Annotated in this window: 18 protein-coding genes; 14 read left to right on the top strand and 4 right to left on the bottom strand. The window is 67.4% G+C overall.

The features are described from left to right. The first annotated feature begins 40 nt into the window (after positions 1-40). The 11 genes from mnmG to ACODTB_RS16570 all read left to right on the top strand — a co-directional run bounded on the left by mnmG (position 41) and on the right by ACODTB_RS16570 (position 11,803). Complete coding sequence (mnmG, locus tag ACODTB_RS16520) at positions 41-2,008, top strand: tRNA uridine-5-carboxymethylaminomethyl(34) synthesis enzyme MnmG (RefSeq protein WP_291119175.1); 1,968 nt, start codon at positions 41-43, stop codon at positions 2,006-2,008. Further along, complete coding sequence (gene rsmG / locus ACODTB_RS16525) at positions 2,005-2,670, top strand: 16S rRNA (guanine(527)-N(7))-methyltransferase RsmG (RefSeq protein WP_291119182.1); 666 nt, start codon at positions 2,005-2,007, stop codon at positions 2,668-2,670. The genes mnmG and rsmG overlap by 4 nt, the downstream gene beginning before the upstream one ends. A 61-nt stretch (positions 2,671-2,731) precedes the next feature. Next, entirely contained in the window at positions 2,732-3,346 is a 615-nt protein-coding gene (locus ACODTB_RS16530) for a LysE family transporter (RefSeq protein WP_291119189.1), read from the top strand. Between the two features lie 11 nt (positions 3,347-3,357). After that, positions 3,358-4,128: a ParA family protein gene (locus tag ACODTB_RS16535; RefSeq protein WP_291119191.1), complete on the top strand. Its 771-nt coding sequence runs from the start codon at positions 3,358-3,360 to the stop codon at positions 4,126-4,128. Between the two features lie 16 nt (positions 4,129-4,144). After that, positions 4,145-4,684, top strand: a complete 540-nt coding sequence (locus tag ACODTB_RS16540; protein WP_291119193.1) for an RBBP9/YdeN family alpha/beta hydrolase — start codon at positions 4,145-4,147, stop codon at positions 4,682-4,684. A gap of 20 nt (positions 4,685-4,704) precedes the next feature. Then, positions 4,705-5,631 (top strand): ParB/RepB/Spo0J family partition protein, encoded by a 927-nt coding sequence (locus ACODTB_RS16545; protein ID WP_291119197.1) that lies wholly within the window; start codon positions 4,705-4,707, stop codon positions 5,629-5,631. A gap of 157 nt (positions 5,632-5,788) precedes the next feature. Continuing rightward, positions 5,789-7,345 carry a methyl-accepting chemotaxis protein gene (locus ACODTB_RS16550; protein WP_291119199.1) on the top strand — a complete coding sequence of 519 codons (1,557 nt, stop codon included), beginning with the start codon at positions 5,789-5,791 and terminating at the stop codon, positions 7,343-7,345. Between the two features lie 93 nt (positions 7,346-7,438). Further along, positions 7,439-8,248: a YbaY family lipoprotein gene (locus ACODTB_RS16555; RefSeq protein ID WP_488929488.1), complete on the top strand. Its 810-nt coding sequence runs from the start codon at positions 7,439-7,441 to the stop codon at positions 8,246-8,248. A 254-nt stretch (positions 8,249-8,502) separates the two neighbouring features. Next, positions 8,503-9,165: a response regulator transcription factor gene (locus ACODTB_RS16560; protein WP_291119205.1), complete on the top strand. Its 663-nt coding sequence runs from the start codon at positions 8,503-8,505 to the stop codon at positions 9,163-9,165. Between the two features lie 10 nt (positions 9,166-9,175). Then, the gene (locus ACODTB_RS16565; protein WP_291119208.1) at positions 9,176-11,020 is read left to right on the top strand and encodes a sensor histidine kinase; all 1,845 of its coding nucleotides are present in this window, start codon (positions 9,176-9,178) and stop codon (positions 11,018-11,020) included. A 225-nt stretch (positions 11,021-11,245) separates the two neighbouring features. Beyond that, a complete protein-coding gene (locus ACODTB_RS16570) occupies positions 11,246-11,803 on the top strand; it encodes a hypothetical protein (protein ID WP_291119211.1) in 558 nt (185 codons plus the stop codon). 103 nt (positions 11,804-11,906) lie between these two features. Here ACODTB_RS16570 and ACODTB_RS16575 read toward each other — a convergent pair whose 3' ends face one another. Next, a complete protein-coding gene (locus ACODTB_RS16575; protein WP_291119213.1) occupies positions 11,907-13,331 on the bottom strand; it encodes an FAD-binding oxidoreductase in 1,425 nt (474 codons plus the stop codon). Between the two features lie 86 nt (positions 13,332-13,417). Beyond that, on the bottom strand, positions 13,418-13,645 hold the full coding sequence (locus ACODTB_RS16580; protein ID WP_291119216.1) for a hypothetical protein: 228 nt from the start codon (positions 13,643-13,645) through the stop codon (positions 13,418-13,420). Positions 13,646-13,845: 200 nt separating this feature from the next. Between ACODTB_RS16580 and ACODTB_RS16585 the strand changes: the two genes are divergently transcribed. Then, positions 13,846-14,412 carry a cob(I)yrinic acid a,c-diamide adenosyltransferase gene (locus ACODTB_RS16585; RefSeq protein ID WP_291119221.1) on the top strand — a complete coding sequence of 189 codons (567 nt, stop codon included), beginning with the start codon at positions 13,846-13,848 and terminating at the stop codon, positions 14,410-14,412. After that, positions 14,409-14,771, top strand: coding sequence for a hypothetical protein (locus tag ACODTB_RS16590; protein WP_291119226.1), 363 nt, complete (start codon positions 14,409-14,411; stop codon positions 14,769-14,771). Before ACODTB_RS16585 ends, ACODTB_RS16590 begins: the two co-directional genes overlap by 4 nt. 12 nt (positions 14,772-14,783) lie before the next feature. On the opposite strand, the gene ACODTB_RS16595 is transcribed toward ACODTB_RS16590, so the two are convergent. Then, entirely contained in the window at positions 14,784-15,206 is a 423-nt protein-coding gene (locus ACODTB_RS16595) for a hotdog fold thioesterase (RefSeq protein WP_291119229.1), read from the bottom strand. 123 nt (positions 15,207-15,329) lie between these two features. Here ACODTB_RS16595 and ACODTB_RS16600 point away from each other — a divergent pair, with 123 nt between their 5' ends. Further along, positions 15,330-16,610, top strand: a complete 1,281-nt coding sequence (locus ACODTB_RS16600; protein ID WP_291119231.1) for an AsmA-like C-terminal region-containing protein — start codon at positions 15,330-15,332, stop codon at positions 16,608-16,610. 6 nt (positions 16,611-16,616) lie between these two features. Here ACODTB_RS16600 and ACODTB_RS16605 read toward each other — a convergent pair whose 3' ends face one another. Continuing rightward, the gene (locus ACODTB_RS16605; protein ID WP_488929489.1) at positions 16,617-17,918 is read right to left on the bottom strand and encodes a solute carrier family 23 protein; all 1,302 of its coding nucleotides are present in this window, start codon (positions 17,916-17,918) and stop codon (positions 16,617-16,619) included. Positions 17,919-17,954: the final 36 nt, after the last annotated feature.

A 17,954-nucleotide genomic window follows, 5' to 3' on the forward strand; every position in this document is an offset into this window, starting at 1 on the left:
CCCGGGCGCGCCGGGCCTGCATTTCCCCGGAAGAAGCACCATGTTGTACCCACAGGAATTCGATGTCATCGTCGTTGGCGGCGGGCACGCCGGCACCGAGGCCGCGCTGGCCGCCGCGCGCATGGGCTGTGCCACGCTGCTGCTCACGCACAACATCGAGACCTTGGGCCAGATGAGCTGCAATCCGTCGATCGGTGGCATCGGCAAGGGCCATCTGGTGAAAGAGGTGGATGCGCTGGGCGGCGCGATGGCGTTGGCCACGGACGAGGGCGGGATCCAGTTCCGCATTCTCAACAGCTCCAAGGGCCCGGCGGTGCGCGCCACGCGTGCCCAGGCCGACCGCGTGCTCTACAAGGCCGCGATCCGCCGCACGCTGGAGAACCAGCCCAACCTCTGGCTGTTCCAGCAGGCGGTGGACGACCTGATGGTCGAAGGGGACCGTGTGACGGGGGCCGTGACGCAAGTGGGCATCCGCTTCCGGGGCCGCACGGTGGTGCTGACGGCCGGCACCTTCCTGGACGGCAAGATCCATGTGGGCCTGAACAACTACGCGGCCGGCCGCGCGGGCGACCCGCCGGCGGTGTCGCTCTCGGCCCGTCTGAAAGAGCTGCAGCTGCCGCAAGGCCGCTTGAAGACCGGCACGCCGCCGCGCCTGGACGGGCGCAGCATCGACTATTCCAAATGCACCGAGCAGCCCGGTGACGGCGTGCCTGGCGGCATGAATCCGGACCGCCCGGTGCCGGTGTTCAGCTTCATGGGCAGCACGGCCATGCACCCGCAGCAGGTGCCCTGCTGGATCACGCACACCAACGAGCGCACGCACGACATCATCCGCTCCGGCTTCGACCGCAGCCCCATGTTCACCGGCAAGATCGAGGGCGTGGGCCCGCGTTACTGCCCGAGCGTGGAAGACAAGATCAACCGCTTCGCGGACAAGGACAGCCACCAGATCTTCCTGGAGCCCGAGGGCCTGACCACGCACGAGGTCTACCCCAACGGCATCTCGACCAGCCTGCCGTTCGACATCCAGTACGCGCTGGTGCGCAGCATGCCGGGACTGGAAAACGCGCACATCCTGCGCCCGGGCTACGCCATCGAGTACGACTACTTCGACCCGCGCTCGCTCAAGAACAGCTTCGAGACCAGGCAGATCCAGGGCCTGTTCTTTGCCGGCCAGATCAACGGCACCACGGGCTACGAAGAGGCGGCGGCACAGGGCCTGTTCGCCGGGCTGAATGCCGCGCTGCAATGCCGGGGCGAAGCAGCCTGGCTGCCGCGCCGCGACGAAGCCTACCTGGGCGTGCTGGTGGACGACCTCGTTACCCAGGGCGTGACCGAGCCCTACCGCATGTTCACCAGCCGCGCCGAGTTCCGCCTGCAGCTGCGCGAGGACAACGCCGACATGCGCCTGACCGAGGCCGGCCGCCGCCTGGGCTTGGTGGGCGACGCGCAATGGGACGCCTTCTGCCGCAAGCGCGACGCGGTTTCACGTGAAACAGAGCGGCTGAAGGCGACCTGGGTGAATCCGCGCAACCTGCCGGCGGAAGAGAGCGAGCGGGTGCTGGGCAAGGCGATCGAGCACGAGCACAACCTGTTCGACCTGCTGCGCCGACCCGGGGTGGCCTATGCCGACCTCGTGGGCATGGACGGCGGCAAGCTCGCGGGCCCCGAGGTTTCACGTGAAACACTGGCTGAACTGCTCGAACCGGTGGTGGAGCAACTGGAGATCGCGGCCAAGTACTCGGGTTACATCGACCGCCAGAAGAACGAGGTGGAGCGTGCTGCCCACTACGAGGGCCTGAAGTTGCCGGCCGACCTCGACTACCTGCAGGTGACGGCGCTGTCGTTCGAGGCACGGCAGAAGCTGGCCAAGCACCGGCCCGAGACCCTGGGCCAGGCGTCCCGCATTTCGGGCATCACACCGGCGAGCATCTCCCTGTTGTTGATCCACCTGAAGAAGGGTGGCTTCAAGGGCTTTGCCACCCTGCCTGCCGACGCCGCCGCATGAGCGATCTGCGCGCCACCCTGCAGGCCGGGCTGCAGTCGCTCCAGCTCGGCCTCGATGCCCGTCAGGTCGATCTGCTGCTGGACTACCTGGGCCTGCTCCAGAAATGGAACAAGGTCTACAACCTCACGGCCGTGCGCGACCCGGCCGAGATGATGACGCACCACCTGCTCGACAGCCTGGCCGCCATCGGCCCGTTGCTGCGGCAGACGCAGGGCAGGGCGTTGCAGCTGCTGGACGTGGGTTCGGGCGGTGGGCTGCCCGGCGTGGTGATCGCCATCGCCTGTCCGCAGATCCAGGTGACCTGTGTGGACACGGTGGCCAAGAAGGCGGCCTTCATCCAGCAGGCGGCGGCCACGCTCAAGCTGTCCAACCTGCGTGGCCTGCATGCGCGGGTGGAAAGCCTGAACGCGCTCTCGGGGCAAGGCTACGAGGTCGTGTGCTCGCGGGCGTTTGCCTCTCTGGTGGACTTCACGAACTGGTCGCGCAGCGCCCTGGTCGAGGGTGGCGTCTGGATGGCCATGAAGGGCAAGCACCCGGCGGATGAACTAGGTGCCTTGAAGGCCGTGGTGGACGTGTTTCACGTGGAACAACTCCAGGTGCCGGGCCTCGATGCCGAGCGCTGCATCGTCTGGATGCGCCCAACCCCCGGCGCTGTTGCCTGAACATCACAGCCGGCGGGTGGCGGGCGCTTAAACTCGACCCTCCACTTCTCGGGGTTCCTCCATGTTCGGCATCGCAGATTACGGCGCTTTCGTGGCCGCCATCGTCCTCTTTTTGCTCATTCCCGGACCCGGGAACCTGGCGCTCATCACCTCCACCGGCAAGGGTGGCGTGAGCGGCGGGCTGGCCGCCACCTTCGGTGTGATCGCCGGTGACCAGGTGCTGATGTGGCTGGCCGTGGCCGGTGTGGCCGCCTTGCTGGCCGCCTACCCGGCGGCTTTCAGTGCGGTGCAGTGGCTGGGCGCGGCCTACCTGGCTTGGCTGGGCTGGAAGATGCTGACCGCCAAACCCGGCGACGCCCCGGTGCTCAACATCCGCCCGCGCCAGTACTTCCAGCAGGCGGCCGTCATCACCCTGCTCAACCCCAAGGCCATCGTGTTCTACATGGCTTTCTTCCCGCTGTTCGTGGACCCGGCCCGCCACCAGGGCCTGATCACCTTCGGTGCCATGGCCGTCACCGTGGCCGTTCTCACCTTCCTCTATGGTCTGGTGGCCGTGCTGCTCACCCACTTCCTGGCCGCGCGGCTGCGCGCCAACCCGGTCATCGGCCGCACGCTGGAGAAGCTGGCGGGGGTCTTCCTCATCGGCTTCGGCATCAAGCTGGCCCTCTCCAAATAAGAAGCAGCATCATGGCGAAAATCTTTTGTGTGGCGAACCAGAAGGGCGGGGTGGGCAAGACCACCACCACCGTCAACCTGGCCGCCGGCCTGGCCAAGGTGGGCCAGCGGGTGCTGATGGTGGACCTGGACCCCCAGGGCAACGCCACCATGGGCTCGGGCGTGGACAAGCGGCAGATGACGCTCTCGGTGTACGACGTGCTGCTGGAGTCGGCCTCGGTGGCCGAGGCGGCGGTGTATTCGGAGAAATGCGGTTACCACGTGCTCGGGGCCAACCGCGAGCTGGCCGGGGCCGAGGTCGAGCTGGTGGAGGTGGAGCGGCGCGAGAAGCGCCTGAAAACCGCCCTGGCCGAGGTGGGGGATGCCTACGACTTCGTGTTGATCGACTGCCCGCCCAGCCTGTCCATGCTCACCCTCAACGGCCTGTGCGCGGCGCACGGTGTGATCGTGCCCATGCAATGCGAGTACTTCGCGCTCGAAGGCCTGACCGATCTGGTCAACACCATCAAGCAGGTGCACGCCAACCTGAACAAGGACCTGGCCATCATCGGCCTGCTGCGCGTCATGTTCGACCCCCGCATCACCCTGCAGCAGCAGGTGAGCGACCAGCTCAAGGCCCACTTTGGCGACAAGGTGTTCGACACGGTGATCCCGCGCAACGTGCGCCTGGCCGAGGCACCCAGTTACGGCCTGCCCGGCGTGGTCTTCGACCCGGCGGCCCGGGGCAGCCAGGCCTTCGTGGCGTTTGCGCAGGAGATGGTTGCGCGCATCGGCAAGCTCTAAAGGGCTTTTGTTTCACGTGAAACCTCAGAACATCCTCATCCTCCCCGGCTGGCAGAACAGCGGCCCCGACCATTGGCAGAGCCGCTGGGAGGCCAGCCACGGCTACCACCGGGTGGAGCAGCACGACTGGATGCGCCCCAAGCGCGGCGACTGGATCGCGCGCCTGGAAGAGGTGCTGCTGGGCTGCGATGAGCCGGCGGTGCTCGTGGCGCACAGCCTGGGCTGCCTGCACACGGCGGCCTGGGCCTCGCACTCGAAGAACACCGATCGCGTGAAGGCCGCGCTGCTGGTGGCGCCCGGCGACGCCGAGCGGGATGAAATGCGCCCCGTGCTGCCCAGCTGGTCACCGATTGCCATGCAGCGCCTGCCGTTCCCCAGCGTGCTGGTGGGCAGCCGAAACGACCCGTACTGCAGCTTCGAGCGGGCCCAGGCGTTTGCCATGGCCTGGGGCTCGCGCTTCGTCGACCTGGGCGAAGCCGGCCACATCAACGCAGAGTCCGGTCTGGGCGACTGGCCGACCGGCCATGCCGTGCTGGCCGAACTCATGAACCTCTGATTTTTGAAAGAAGAAGACCCATGGTCACCAAGAAACCCAAGGGCCTCGGCCGCGGACTCGAAGCCCTGCTGGGGCCCAAGGTGGAAGAGGGCGCCGCCGCGCCGACCGCCGCCGAGGGTGCGCCCAACAGCCTGCCCGTGACCGAGCTGGTGGCGGGCATGTACCAGCCGCGCACCCGCATGGACGAGGGCGCGCTGTACGAGCTGGCGGAGTCGATCAAGGTCCAGGGCGTGATGCAGCCCATCCTCGTGCGCCAGCTGGCCGACGGCCCGAACGCCGGCAAGTACGAGATCATCGCGGGCGAACGGCGCTTCCGCGCCTCCAAGCTGGCCGGCCTGGACAGCGTGCCGGTGCTGGTGCGCGACGTGCCCAACGAGTCCGCCGCCGCCATGGCGCTGATCGAGAACATCCAGCGCGAAGACCTCAACCCGCTGGAAGAGGCCCACGGCCTGCAACGGCTGGTGAAAGAGTTTGGGCTCACTCACGAACAGGCGGCCCAGGCCGTAGGGCGCTCGCGCAGCGCCGCGAGCAACCTGCTGCGCCTGCTGCAGCTGGCCGAGCCGGTGCAGACCATGTTGATGGCGGGCGACCTCGACATGGGCCACGCGCGCGCGCTGCTGGCCCTGGACAAGGCGCACCAGATCACCGCCGGCAACCAGATCGCGGCCAGGAAGATGTCGGTGCGCGAGGCCGAGGGCCTGGTGAAGAAGCTGGGCGCCGAATTTGCGCTGGCGCCGCAAAAGCTCAAGAAAGAGAAATCGCGCGACATCCGCCGGGTGGAAGAAGAGCTGGCCGATCTGCTGACGGCGGATGTCGAGGTGCGGGTCAAGAAGCGCGTGAAGCGCCACGGCCGCTTCGAGGACATGGGCGAAGTGGTGATCCAGTTCGGCTCGCTGGAGGCCCTCAACGGCATCATCGACCGCCTGCGCGGCACGGCTGCCCACTGACGGCGCCGCCTGCGGCGGAGAAACAGGCCTGTTTCTCCCGGCTTTTCCCCGCATTGCGCCACTTGACAGACGCATAACCTGAGCTGGCCCGGTTTTGCGGCGTTGTGCCTTGCTCTGAAAGTTGCCACTCGACTTGGGCCACCTGAGGAGGGTACCCATGTCGCAACGCTTGAATCTGGGGCAGCGGCTGCTGCTCATCAATGCCACGCTCGTCGTGCTGCTGCTGGCCGTCGCGGCCACGGTCTGGATCATGATGGGCCGGGTGGTGGAGGCTGCCGAACGCATCAACCAAACCAACGTGCCCCAGCTGCAGATCATTGCCGAGCTGGAGCTCAATGTCACCCGCACCTCGCTGCAGGTGCGCCATGCGATCCTCTCGCGCAACCCCCAGGAACTCGACGCCACGCTGGCGGACATCGGCGAGAAGAAACGCCTGCTGCTTGAAGCGCTCAAGATGTTCGGCGAGGGCATGATCGACGAGGCCGGGCGACAGGCCTTCGCGCCCCTGCCGGCCCTCATGACCGAGTTCTGGCGCATCGGCGAGGCCAACGTGAAGCTCATCCAGGAAGGCAAGAAGGACGAAGCCTTCGCCTACCTGGTGGACCACACCATCCCCGCGCGCAATGCCCTGTTGAAGCCCTTGGCCCAGGAGAAGAAGCGCCAGGGCGAGCGCCTGGCCTTCCGCATCGACGAGATCGAGAGCCTCTCGAAGCTCGACCGCAACATCGTGGTGGTCTCCGTGGTGGTCGTTGCCCTGGGGCTGGCCGGGCTGGCGATCTACCTGCGCAAGGTGGTGCACTCCCTCGGCGCCGACCCCGATGAACTCAAGCGCATCGCCGACGCGGTGGCGTCTGGCGACCTCGGCGTGTCCATGCGGGTGCGCGAAGGCGACACGCACAGCGCCCTGGCCAAGCTGCGCACCATGACCGAACGGCTGGCCACGTCCGTGCACGCCGTGCGTCAGGGGGCCGAGGCCGTCTCCAACGGCAGCGCGGAAATCGCCTCGGGCAACAGCGACCTCTCGCGCCGCACCGAAAGCCAGGCCAGCGCCCTCGAACAGACCTCGGCATCGATGGAGCAGCTGGGCAGCACCGTGACCCAGAACGCGGAACACGCGCGCACCGCCAACCAGCTCGCGCAGGGCGCCTCCAGCGTGGCCCAGCAGGGCGGCGAGGTGGTGAACCAGGTGGTCGACACCATGAAGGGCATCGAGAACAGCTCGCGCAAGATTGCCGACATCATCGCGGTGATCGACGGCATTGCCTTCCAGACCAACATTCTGGCGCTCAACGCGGCAGTGGAAGCCGCGCGCGCCGGTGAGCAGGGCCGGGGCTTCGCGGTGGTGGCTGGCGAGGTGCGCAACCTCGCGCAGCGCTCCGGGCAGGCCGCGAAAGAAATCAAGGACCTGATCGGCGAGAGTGTGGAGCGTGTGGAACGCGGCGTCACCCTGGCCGACAAGGCCGGCACCACCATGCAGGAGGTGGTGGGCAGCATCCGCCGCGTCTCCGACCTGGTGGGCGAGATCAGCAGCGCCAGCGCCGAGCAGAGCGCCGGGGTGTCCCAGGTGGGCGAGGCCGTCCTGCAGATGGACCAGACCACCCAGCAGAACGCCGCGCTGGTCGAGCAGATGTCCGCCTCGGCCACCAGCCTGCGGCAGCAGGCCGAAGACCTGGTTCGGGCGGTGGCGGTGTTCCGGCTGGGCGCGGCGGCCTGAGCCCGGTTGCAGGCTTTCACAGGTGTGGCGGGCACTTCTGAGCACAATGGGGTGGCTGTCCCACACACCATCCCATTTTTCAGGAGCCTCCCGATGACGATGTCGAACCTCTCCAGCCAACGCGTGTCCCGCCGTCCCCTGCTGGGCGCCCTGGCCACGGGCCTGCTGCTCACGGCCTGCGGCACGCCCGTCACCAACCCGCCGTCCTACACCGTGACCGGCACGGCCCGCTTCGAAGGGACGATCGCCCTGCCGCCCAACGCGGTGCTTGACGTGTCGGTGGCCGACGTGTCCCGCGCCGATGGCGGCTCCGTCACGCTGGCCCACTTCGCCGGCCCCGCCAGCGGCCCGCAGCCGCTGCGCTTCAGCCTGCCGGTGGAGCAACGGCGGGTGCAGGAGAAGGGCAGCTACTCGGTGCGCGCCGAGATCCTGGTGGATGGCAAGGCCTTGTACGTCACCGACAGCGCCTACCTCGTCCTCGGCCACTCGGGCACGACCCATGCCGACGTGCTGCTGCGCCCGGTCGATACCCGCGCGCAGCCCGCCGCGCCCCGAATCGAGAACGTGCGCTGGGTGCTGGTGTCGCTCGACGGCCAGCCCTTGCCCGCGCAGGACCCGGCCAAGGCGCCGCACTTCGTCTTGAACAGCGAGGGCCGCCGCGTGACCGGCTCGGGAGGCTGCAACGAACTCATCGGCACCTACACCCTGAACGGCCAGGCCCTGCAGATGCTGCGCGGCCCACGCCGCGAACTGCAGACCTGTGCGGCCGACATGGAACGCGAACGCGCCTTCATGTTCGCGCTGGCCACCACCGAACAGTGGGCCATGCAGGGCCCGCGCCTGCGCCTGCTGGACAGGCTGGGCGCGCAAGTGGCGGTGCTGGAGGCGCGCCCGGCGCCCTGACGCCTTCCGATCGAACCCCCGGGGGTACGCGCATCGGGGTGTCGGTGCGTCGATTCGTTCCCTGAACAGAGCCATTCAATGACCCATGACGCGAACTCGTGCGTCATGTGCGTTGTGGCGCGCGTGCCGAAATAGATTGCTCGGCTGAGCGTTCTTGAGCCCAGGCCCTCTTTCAGGTGGGGCCCATACGAACAATTCAAGAACCGAGGGAGGACATCCAACATGGGTTCGTTATTCCTGAGTTCTCCCGCGCGATGAGCCATTTCGACATCCTCATCGTCGAAGACCACCCGCTGATGATCCGTTCGATCACGGCCAGTCTGGCGGTGCTGCACCCGCAGGCCCACGCGGACTGTGGCGTCGTGACCGTGGGCTCGCTGATGCAGGCGAAGAACCGCTTGCTGCGGCGGCGCGAGCCGCCCGGCTTGGTCATCGCCGATCTCAATCTGCCGGATTCCCGGGGGTTGGCCACCTTGCGCGCCCTGCGGGAGGTGGCGCCGGGCATCGCCATCGTCGTCTTCAGCGCCAGCGACGACAAATCCACCGAGCAGGCCGCGCTCGATCTGGGTGCGCAGGCCTTCATCTCAAAGTCGGCGCTGCCACAGAGCTTCATCCAGAAGCTCCAGCCATTCCTGCCAGGATCGGCAGCGCCGTGCGGTCCGGCTCTGTCGGTGCCGGCCAGCTCGGGGGAGGTGCCACATCACCCCGTCGATCTGCTCACGGAGCGCCAACGTGCGGTGCTGGCCGAGGTGGCCAGTGGCTACCGCAACCGGGAGATCGCGTTGCGCCTCAAGATTGGTGAGCAGACCGTCAGCACCCATCTGAACACCATCTTTCAACGTCTGGGCGTGCAGAACCGGACGCAGGCCTCCATGCAATACATGGCATGGGCCCAAGCGCATGGCATGCTGGGTTAGACAGCTGCTTATGGCGGCCCTACTGTTCGGGGCTTGGACCAGTGCGGCCGCGATGGCGCTGGACCCCGCCACGGACCGAGTGCCGCTGTGGTCGGCGCTGCAGGCCGTGGCCGACGCCCGGGGCGAATACGGTCCCGAACAGATCGCTGCACGGGTCGCATCGGGTCAGGCGGCCCGCCTGCCGCACGCCAACCACGCCTTTGGCCATGGCTTGCCTTACCCCTATTGGGCGCAGCTCACACTGAACAACCCCGACGCCAAGCCCCGATCGTGGGTGCTCACCTACGAACTGCCGACCCAGGATGAGGTGCGGTTGTGGCTGCAGGACGACCGCGGGCAGTGGGTGGAGCATGCGCAGCTGGAGCGTCTTCGCGCCTTCGCCATCTCCTCCGGTCTGCTCTACCCAGCCTGGCGGCTCCACTTGCAGGGGCGGCAGGAGGTGCGCCTGATGCTGCGGCTCGATGGCTACAACCTCATGCGCTTTCCCTTGTTCGCAATGCAGGACGACGCCTTCGTACTGACGCAGGGAAAGCTGCACCTGGGCATCGGCATGATGTTGGCCGTGCCCCTGGTGGTGGTGCTGTACGTGCTGACGCTGATCCCGGTGGCGGCGGACCGCTCACTGCCTCTGTTCCTGGCCATGGCAGCCTGCGAGATGCTGGGGGCCATGTGGGTCTCCGGCGCGATGCACCATCTGCTGCCGTGGCTGGATCGCTGGCAGACCGGGTGGCTGGGCTGGGCCGGCTACGTCGGCCTGCTTGGACTGAGCGCCTTGCACGCCCGGGTGTTCCTGGACACGCGCGCCGAGGACCCCATGGCGGACCGTTTGCTGCGCCTGGGCGCATGGCTCTGGCTGATGGTCGTGCCGCTGGTGGCGTGCCTCTGGCCCTACACCTCCCGCCGGATGCTGGTGATGGGCGGAACTCTCTACGCCTTCGCCATGATGGTCCTGGCCTTGCGCCACGCCATCCGGCGCGCGGAGATGCATCGCTTGCTGTTTCTGGCCGTGTGGGGGGTCTATGCGTTCTCGGGCCTGCTGTATGTGCTCTATCGGCTGATGGAACTGCCCATCCATGTCACCCTGATCTCCAACTTCGTGCAGGGCTCCCTGGTGGCGGCCTTGTTGGGTTGCGCGGTCAGTGCGCAGATTCTGCGCAGGCGCAACCTGCTGCGCGCCAGCGTCTCGCGGGCGCAAGACCGCAGCCTGCTCTATGCCGCCGCGCAACACGACCTTCTGCAACCACTGCAGAGCGTGAACCTGTACGTGCAAGCTTTGCGGGATGCACCACTGCGCAATCAGGAGGGGCTTCTGCAAGGCATTGACGAAGCCATGAGAACCGTCAACGACTTCGTGGTCAGCATGCGCCAGATGAGCTCGAACGAGCAACCCGTACTGGACCTCAAGGTGGTCAGCCTGCATGCCGTGCTCGAACCCGTGGTGCAGGAGTTTCGCCAGTGGACGCGGGCGCACCACATCACCCTGCGCTACCTGCCGGTGCACCGGCTTGTTCGCACCGACGTGTTGATGCTGCAGCGCATCGCCCGCAACCTGCTGTCCAACGCCTTGCGCTACACGGACGAAGGCGGCCGCATCCTCATCGGCTGCCGTCGCCGGCGGGGGCGCCTGTGGCTCATGGTGATCGACACCGGCATCGGCATGAGCGAGGCCGATGCGGCCCAGTGCTTCGAGGCATTCCAGCGCGGCGGCGAGCTGGAGCGCGTGCCCGAAGGCATGGGCATTGGGCTGTACAGCGTCAAGCGCATGGCGACCTTGCTGGGGCAGTCGACCACGCTCACAAGCGTGTCGGGCAAGGGGACGGCGGTGGGGGTGTCGATCGCGGACGGTGGTCTCTGAGGTGCGCGGGCCGGGCGCACGGCGGCCAAACGGTTCGTGCGAATCCAAGTTTTCTTGGATGGGCAAAAGCGATTCAGCGCACCAGAATCGCGACGCAGCGAACAGAGAGGCCCAGTCCTCCGCTGCCGCGCTGAACCCGTTCGAGCCGACCCAACCAAGCATTCGGCCCATCCTCTTTCATACAAGGGAATGAAGTCAATGGATACCACCGCTAGAACCTTGAGGATGCTTGCACTCCTCGCCATCGCAACGGGGCTGATGGGGTGCGCAAGCCACATCTTGAAGGAGGAGCAACGCGGCCATTTCACGCGCATGAATGCGCTGACCGTCAACTATGAAAAGAAGGCCTCGCTCTCGGGCCGATACACCAGCGTGACCGATGCGAACATCCAAGCGAAGCATCTGGATTGGAGTCGGCACATCGCTCAGAAGCAGGAGGATATGCCGGTCCTGCTGATGCACCTCGAAAACGGCCTCAACAGGTTTCTGGTGCCGGCGCTCGCCAATCGAAATGTCCGCGTGCTTGCCGAAAAAGTCGATGGGGCCGATGGCCAACTGCGCATCAAGCCTGCAGGCTTCACGGTTGAGTGCGGTTCGCTCAATCTCATTTGCACTTCAAAGATGCAGGTCGAAGTCAGCCTGGTTGACCACCGCCAAGGCGATGCGCTATGGACCGCCAAGTTTTCCGTGGGAAAGGAGTTTGGATCGACGCAGACAGAAGAGGTCCTGCAGAAGTTCTATGCACAGGTGGTTGACCGGCTCATTCAGATGCAAGCCATTTAGGCTTCCCAGCTGGGGCACGACGCAGCCCTCGTTTTGATGGCCGCACCTGTTTCGCCGACAAAGCCGGATTCGGTTCCTTAAAACCGCTGCCGGCTTGGCGCGATCAAAGCGCGAAGATCTTCCCCGGGTTCATGATGTTGTCCGGGTCGAGCGCGCGCTTGATGGTGCGCATCATGTCGACCGCGCCGGTGCCGGCCTCGGACACCAGGAAGTCCATCTTGTGCAGGCCCACGCCGTGTTCGCCGGTGCAGGTGCCTTCCAGGCTCAGCGCGCGCGCCACCAGCTTGTGGTTGAGCTCCTCGGCCAGCGTGTGCTCTTCGGGCTTGTTGGGGTCGATCAGGTAGCCGAAGTGGAAGTTGCCGTCGCCCACGTGGCCGACGAGGAAGTAGGGCAGGCCGGCCGCGTCGGCCTCGGTCACCGAGTCCAGCAGGCAGTCGGCCAGGCGGCTGATGGGCACACAGGTGTCGGTGGAGATCGCGCGGCAGCCCGGCTTGCTCTGGATCGCGGCGAAGTAGGCATTGTGCCGCGCCGTCCACAGGCGCGTGCGCTCCTCGGGCGTGTCGGCCCATTCGAAGGCGTTGCCGCCGAACTCGCTGGCGATCTCCTGCACCGTCTCGGCCTGTTCCTTCACGCTCGCGGGCGAGCCGTGGAATTCCATCAGCAGCATGTTCTCTTCGCGCAGGCCGAGCTTGCTGTGCGTGTTGACCATGCGCACGGTGTTGTGGTCGATGAGTTCGCAGCGCGCGATCGGCACGCCGAGCTGGATCACCTGGATCACGGTGCGCACCGCGGCTTCGATGGTGGGGAAGGAGCAGGTCGCGGCCGAGATGGCTTCGGGCAGCGGGTAGAGCTTGAGCGTGATCTCGGTCATCACACCCAGCGTGCCTTCGCTGCCCACCATCAGGCGCGTGAGGTCGTAGCCGGCGCTGCTCTTCCTGGCGCGCGTGCCGGTGCGGATGACCTCGCCGCGCGCGGTGACGACTTCGAGCGCCAGCACGTTCTCGCGCATGGTGCCGTAGCGCACCGCGTTCGTGCCCGAGGCACGCGTGGCCGACATGCCGCCGATGGAGGCATCGGCGCCCGGGTCGATTGGGAAGAACAGGCCTTCGCTTTTCACCGCCTCGTTGAGCGCCTTGCGCGTCACGCCGGGCTGCACGGTCACCGTCAGGTCTTCGGCGTTGATGGACAGCACGCTGTTCATGCGGCTCACGTCGATGCTGATGCCCCCTTGCACGGCCAGCAGGTGGCCTTCGAGCGAGGAGCCCACGCCGAAGGGGATCACCGGCACGCGGTGCTGGGCGGCCAGCTTCACGGCATCGGCCACGTCCTGCGTGCTCTGGGCGAACACCACGGCGACCGGCGGCGGCACCTCGTATACCGACTCGTCGCGCCCGTGCTGCTCGCGCACCACCAGGGCGGTGGAGCACTGCGCGCCGAATCGCGCCTGCAGGGCCGTGAGGAACTCGGCCGGGACGGCGCGCTGGTGGACTTCGGGGGTGAGGTGGCTCAGGGCAGTGGGGGCGTTCATGGGGCTTGTCTCCGGCAGCAGTGGGGGTGTGCAGCCGGTCAGTTTAAGCCTTGGGGGCCGCCGTGTGCGGCCCGCGCGTTCCGCCCTCAGCGGCGAGCGGGCAAGAGGGCGGTGGCGGCGTTCAGGCGCACGGGACGCGGTGTGTCGGCCTGGCGCGAGGACGGGGTGAAGGCGGAGAGGGCGTGGCGCGTGGGTGGTGCGACCTGCACGCTGGAGAGACCGGCCAGCCCCAGGGCGCAGGCGGCCATCAGCTGCACGCTGCGTTTCTCGAAATCCGAGATGGAGAGCGGGGACTGGAGACGAAAGCGGGACATCGGTGTGACTCCTTTGAAACGAGGAACGAAGTCGCATTACGCCCGCATCACCGGCCCGGGCCAAGCGCTTTTGCGTGCCGTTGCGCTCTGCCAAACACCCTTGCCTCAGACACATTTCCCCTCATCCGGTTACGGGTTCCGGCCGGATGCCCGACCTCGGGGACAATCGCTGTCTCACATCGGCCAACAAGAGGCATTTCATGGGCAACCGACTCACCCAGATCGCCACCCGCACCGGCGACGCCGGCACCACCGGGCTGGGCGACAACACCCGCGTTTCCAAAGACAGCCTGCGCGTGCACGCCATGGGCGACGTGGACGAGCTCAACTCGCACATCGGCGTGCTGCTGTGCGAGGAGATGCCCGAGGGCGTGCGCCAGCTGCTGGTGGAGATCCAGCACCAGTTGTTCAACCTGGGCGGTGAGCTTTCCATCCCGGGGTTTGAACTGCTCAAGCCCGAGGCCGTGCTCGCGCTCGACGAGGCGCTGGCCACGCACAACGAGGCCTTGCCGCGCCTGCAGGAGTTCATCCTGCCCGCCGGCAACCGAGCGGCCAGCCAGGCCCATGTGTGCCGCACGGTGGCGCGCCGCGCCGAACGCGCCGTGGTCGCGCTGGGCCAAGCCGAAGAGCTGAAGGAAACGCCGCGCCAGTACCTCAACCGCCTGAGCGACCTGATGTTCGTGCTCGCGCGCGTGCTCAATCGCATGAACGGCGGTGACGACGTCTATTGGAAGAGCGAGCGTCTGGCCAAGGCCGACGCACCATGAAAGGCGCGGGGCTGTTGGCGCTGGGCATGATGACGGCCGCCGCCATGGTGGCGGCACCAGCCGTGGCGCAAGGCAAGAACAAAAATGCGGACAAGACCGCAGAGGTGACGCTGGTCTGCGAAGCGGTCTACCTGCCCGCGCGCACCACGTGGACGCGCACCGTGCGCATCGGTTACGACAAGAAGCGCGTGCGCGCGGTGCACATCGACGGCGTGCCGGTCTACACCTTCTCGGTGCAGGAGACCGTGATCCTCACCGCGGTCGACAACGAGCGCATCCAGATCGACACCGCCGCCCAGACCTGGGCCAGCGATTTCCGGGGCCAGGCCACGGCGCAGGGGCGCTGCGAACGCGGCTGAGCCGCCGACCGGTCAGCGCGGCCCCAGCACCGCCATCGTGATGCGCGAGACGCAGGTGAGTTCGCCCGCCTCGTTCGTCAGGTCGATCTGCCAGACCTGCGTGGTGCGGCCGATGTGCACCGGCCGCGTGACGCCGGTCACCCAGCCGCTGGTGGCGCCCTTGAGGTGGTTGGCGTTGATGTCCAGGCCTACCGCGCGGTGGCCTTCGGGGCAGCTGTAGGCCGCGCCGCACGAGCCCAGTGTCTCCGCCAGCACCACGCTCACGCCGCCGTGCAGCAGGCCATAAGGTTGTTTGGTGCGGGTGTCCACCGGCACGCGGGCGCGGATGAAGTCGTCGCCGACCTCCAGGAACTCCACGCCAAGGTGTTGCACGGCGGTGTCCTTGTGGATGGCGGTGAGTTCGGCGACGGAGAGGGGTTTTTTCCAGATGGGCAAGGTCGGGCTCCTGTGATGGTGGCGTCACTATAGGAGACGGCCGGTTCCGATGCAGAAGGCGGCGAATGCCTACAGACGGCGGCGGCGCGCGCCCGCACCATCCAGGGTGGAGCAACCCCTTTCATGACACTCGCACGCCGCTGGGCCCTGGCCGCAGCCGCCCTGGTGGCGCTGTTGGTGTTCGCCTGCCTGGCCGTGTGGGCGTGGCTGCCCAGCGACGACGAGCTGGCGCGGCGGCTGGAGGCCGAGTTCGAGGCCCGCCTGGGCCAGAAGCTCGTGGTGGGCTCGGTGCGCTGGCGCGTGCTCGGCGTGCCGGAAGTCGAGGTGCTGGACGCCCGCACCGAACAAGCCGAAGCCATCGAGGTGCGGCGCATCGCGATCCGCCCCCGGCTCATGCCCTTGTGGCGCAAGCAACTGGTCATCGACCGCCTGGAGGTGGAGGGCGCCGTGGTGCCGCGCAAGGCGCTGGCCGCCTACCGGGGCAAGACCACCGACAGCCAGGCGGGCGCGCTGGTCCTGCGCTCGATCGTGTTCAGCGACGTGACCTACATCTCCTACAGCGAGGTGCCGGTGGTGTACGAGGGCGAGATCGAGCTGGACGAGGACCGCCGGCCGGGCCGCCTGCAGATCCGCCGGCCAGACGCGAATCCACCGGTCTCGCTGGACGCCACGCGCGACGGCCGAGCCGAAGGCGATGCGGACCGCTACCAGCTGCGTGTGCAGGCAGGTGGCGGATCGGCGAACGGCCAGGCGCGGCTGGCCACCTCGGCCGAGGGCCGCATGGTGCTGCAAGGGGAACTTGCGCCCCGGCGCGTGGACGTGGCGGCGCTGATGGACGCCTTTCACCGGCGTTCGTTCATTGGTGGCCTTGCCTCGGGTCGAACGGCACTGAGCGCCGAAGGCGACACGGCGGTTGAGCTGTTCCGCTCGCTGCGCACGCGCAGCGTGCTCGACGTGGAGCGCGCCCGCATGCTGCGCATCGACCTGGACAAGGCCATCAAGTCCCTGGGTCAAGACCGCGAGGGCCAGACGCCGCTGGACAGCCTCAGCGGCGTCATGGCCACGCGCAACACCGAGCAAGGCATGCGGACGGAGTTCACCGAGGTGAAGGCGGTGGCGGGCAGCTACAGCGCCACGGGCAAGGCCACGCTGCACCGCCAGCAGATCGACGCACAAGGGGAGCTGTCGATCGGTGGCGGCATCGTGAGCGTGCCCTTCGCCGCCAAGGGGCCCACGCGCGAGCCGGCGGTGGAGATTTCCTGGGGCGCCCTGGCCGGAGCGGCGGTCGGCACGGCGATCCTGCCGGGCATCGGCACCGCCATCGGGTCCAGGATCGGTGGCGCGGTCAGCGGGCCGCCGAAGGTGGGGGCGGACAAGGCCGCCCCCGAGCGCACGCGCCGGTGAAGAGGCTCAGGCCTTGGGCGTGGCCCGGCCGCGGTTGAGCAACGCGTACAGGATGATCGCGCCGAAGGTGGCCGTTCCGATGCCCCCCAGCGCGAAGCCGCCGAACTTCAGCGTGTAGTCGCCCGTGCCCAGGATCAGCGTGATCGCGGCCACCAGCAGGTTCTTGTTGTCGGAGAAATCGACCTTGTTGTCGACCCAGATCTTGGCGCCGGCGATGGCGATCAGGCCGAACACCACGATGGACACGCCGCCCATGACGGCCAGCGGAATGGCCTGGATCAGCGCGCCGAACTTCGGGCTGAAGCCCAGCAGCACGGCCATCAGGCCGGCCACCAGGAAGATCGCGGTGGAGTAGATCTTGGTCGCGGCCATCACGCCGATGTTCTCGGCGTAGGTCGTCACGCCGGTGCCGCCCGCGCTGCCGGCCACCATGGTGGCCACGCCGTCGCCGATGAAGGCGCGGCCCATGTACTGGTCCAGGTTGCGGCCGGTCATGGCGGTCACGGCCTTGATGTGGCCCAGGTTCTCCGCCACCAGGATGATGGCCACCGGCGCGATCAGCAGCATGGCGTTCATCTGGAACACGGGCGCGCTGAAGTTGGGCATGCCGAACCAGGCGGCGTTGGCGATGCCGGAGAGGTCCAGCGGCTTGCCCATGCCCAGCCCGTTCGTGAGCACGGCGTAGATGAGGCTGGCGATGATCAGGCCCATGAGGATCAGCAGGCGCTGGACCATGCCGCTGGTGAACACGGCCACCAGCGCGACGCAGACGAAGGTGATGCCCTGCATCCAGGCGTCGAAGCCGGTGGGCGCCATGTTCTTGATGGGGATGCCGGCCAGGTTCAGACCGATCACCGCGACCACCGCGCCGGTGACCACCGGCGGCATGAAGCGCTCGATCCAGCCCGTGCCCACGGCCTGCACGATGGCGCCGATGAGGGTGTAGACCAGGCCGCAGGCGATGATGCCGCCCAGCGCCACGCCGATGTTGGCGTTGGGGCCCGGGCCTGCGTAGCCGCTGGCGGCGATCACCACGCCGATGAAAGCGAAGCTCGAACCCAGGTAGCTGGGCACCTTGCCGCCGGTGATGAGGAAGAAGATCAGCGTGCCGATGCCGCTCATGAGGATGGCGACGTTGGGGTCGAAGCCCATCAGGATGGGGGCGAGCACCGTGGCGCCGAACATGGCGATCAGGTGCTGCACGCCCATCACCGCCGTCTGCGGCCAGGGCAGGCGCTCATCGGGCGCGATCACGCCGCCGTGGTTGAGCGTGGAAGCCGATTTCTCCGTCCAGTTGAACATGCCCATGGCACGGTCTCCTCGTTGTCGTGTTGTGAAAAAAGG

It is taken from the genome of Hydrogenophaga sp. FG152 (genome assembly GCF_057809615.1).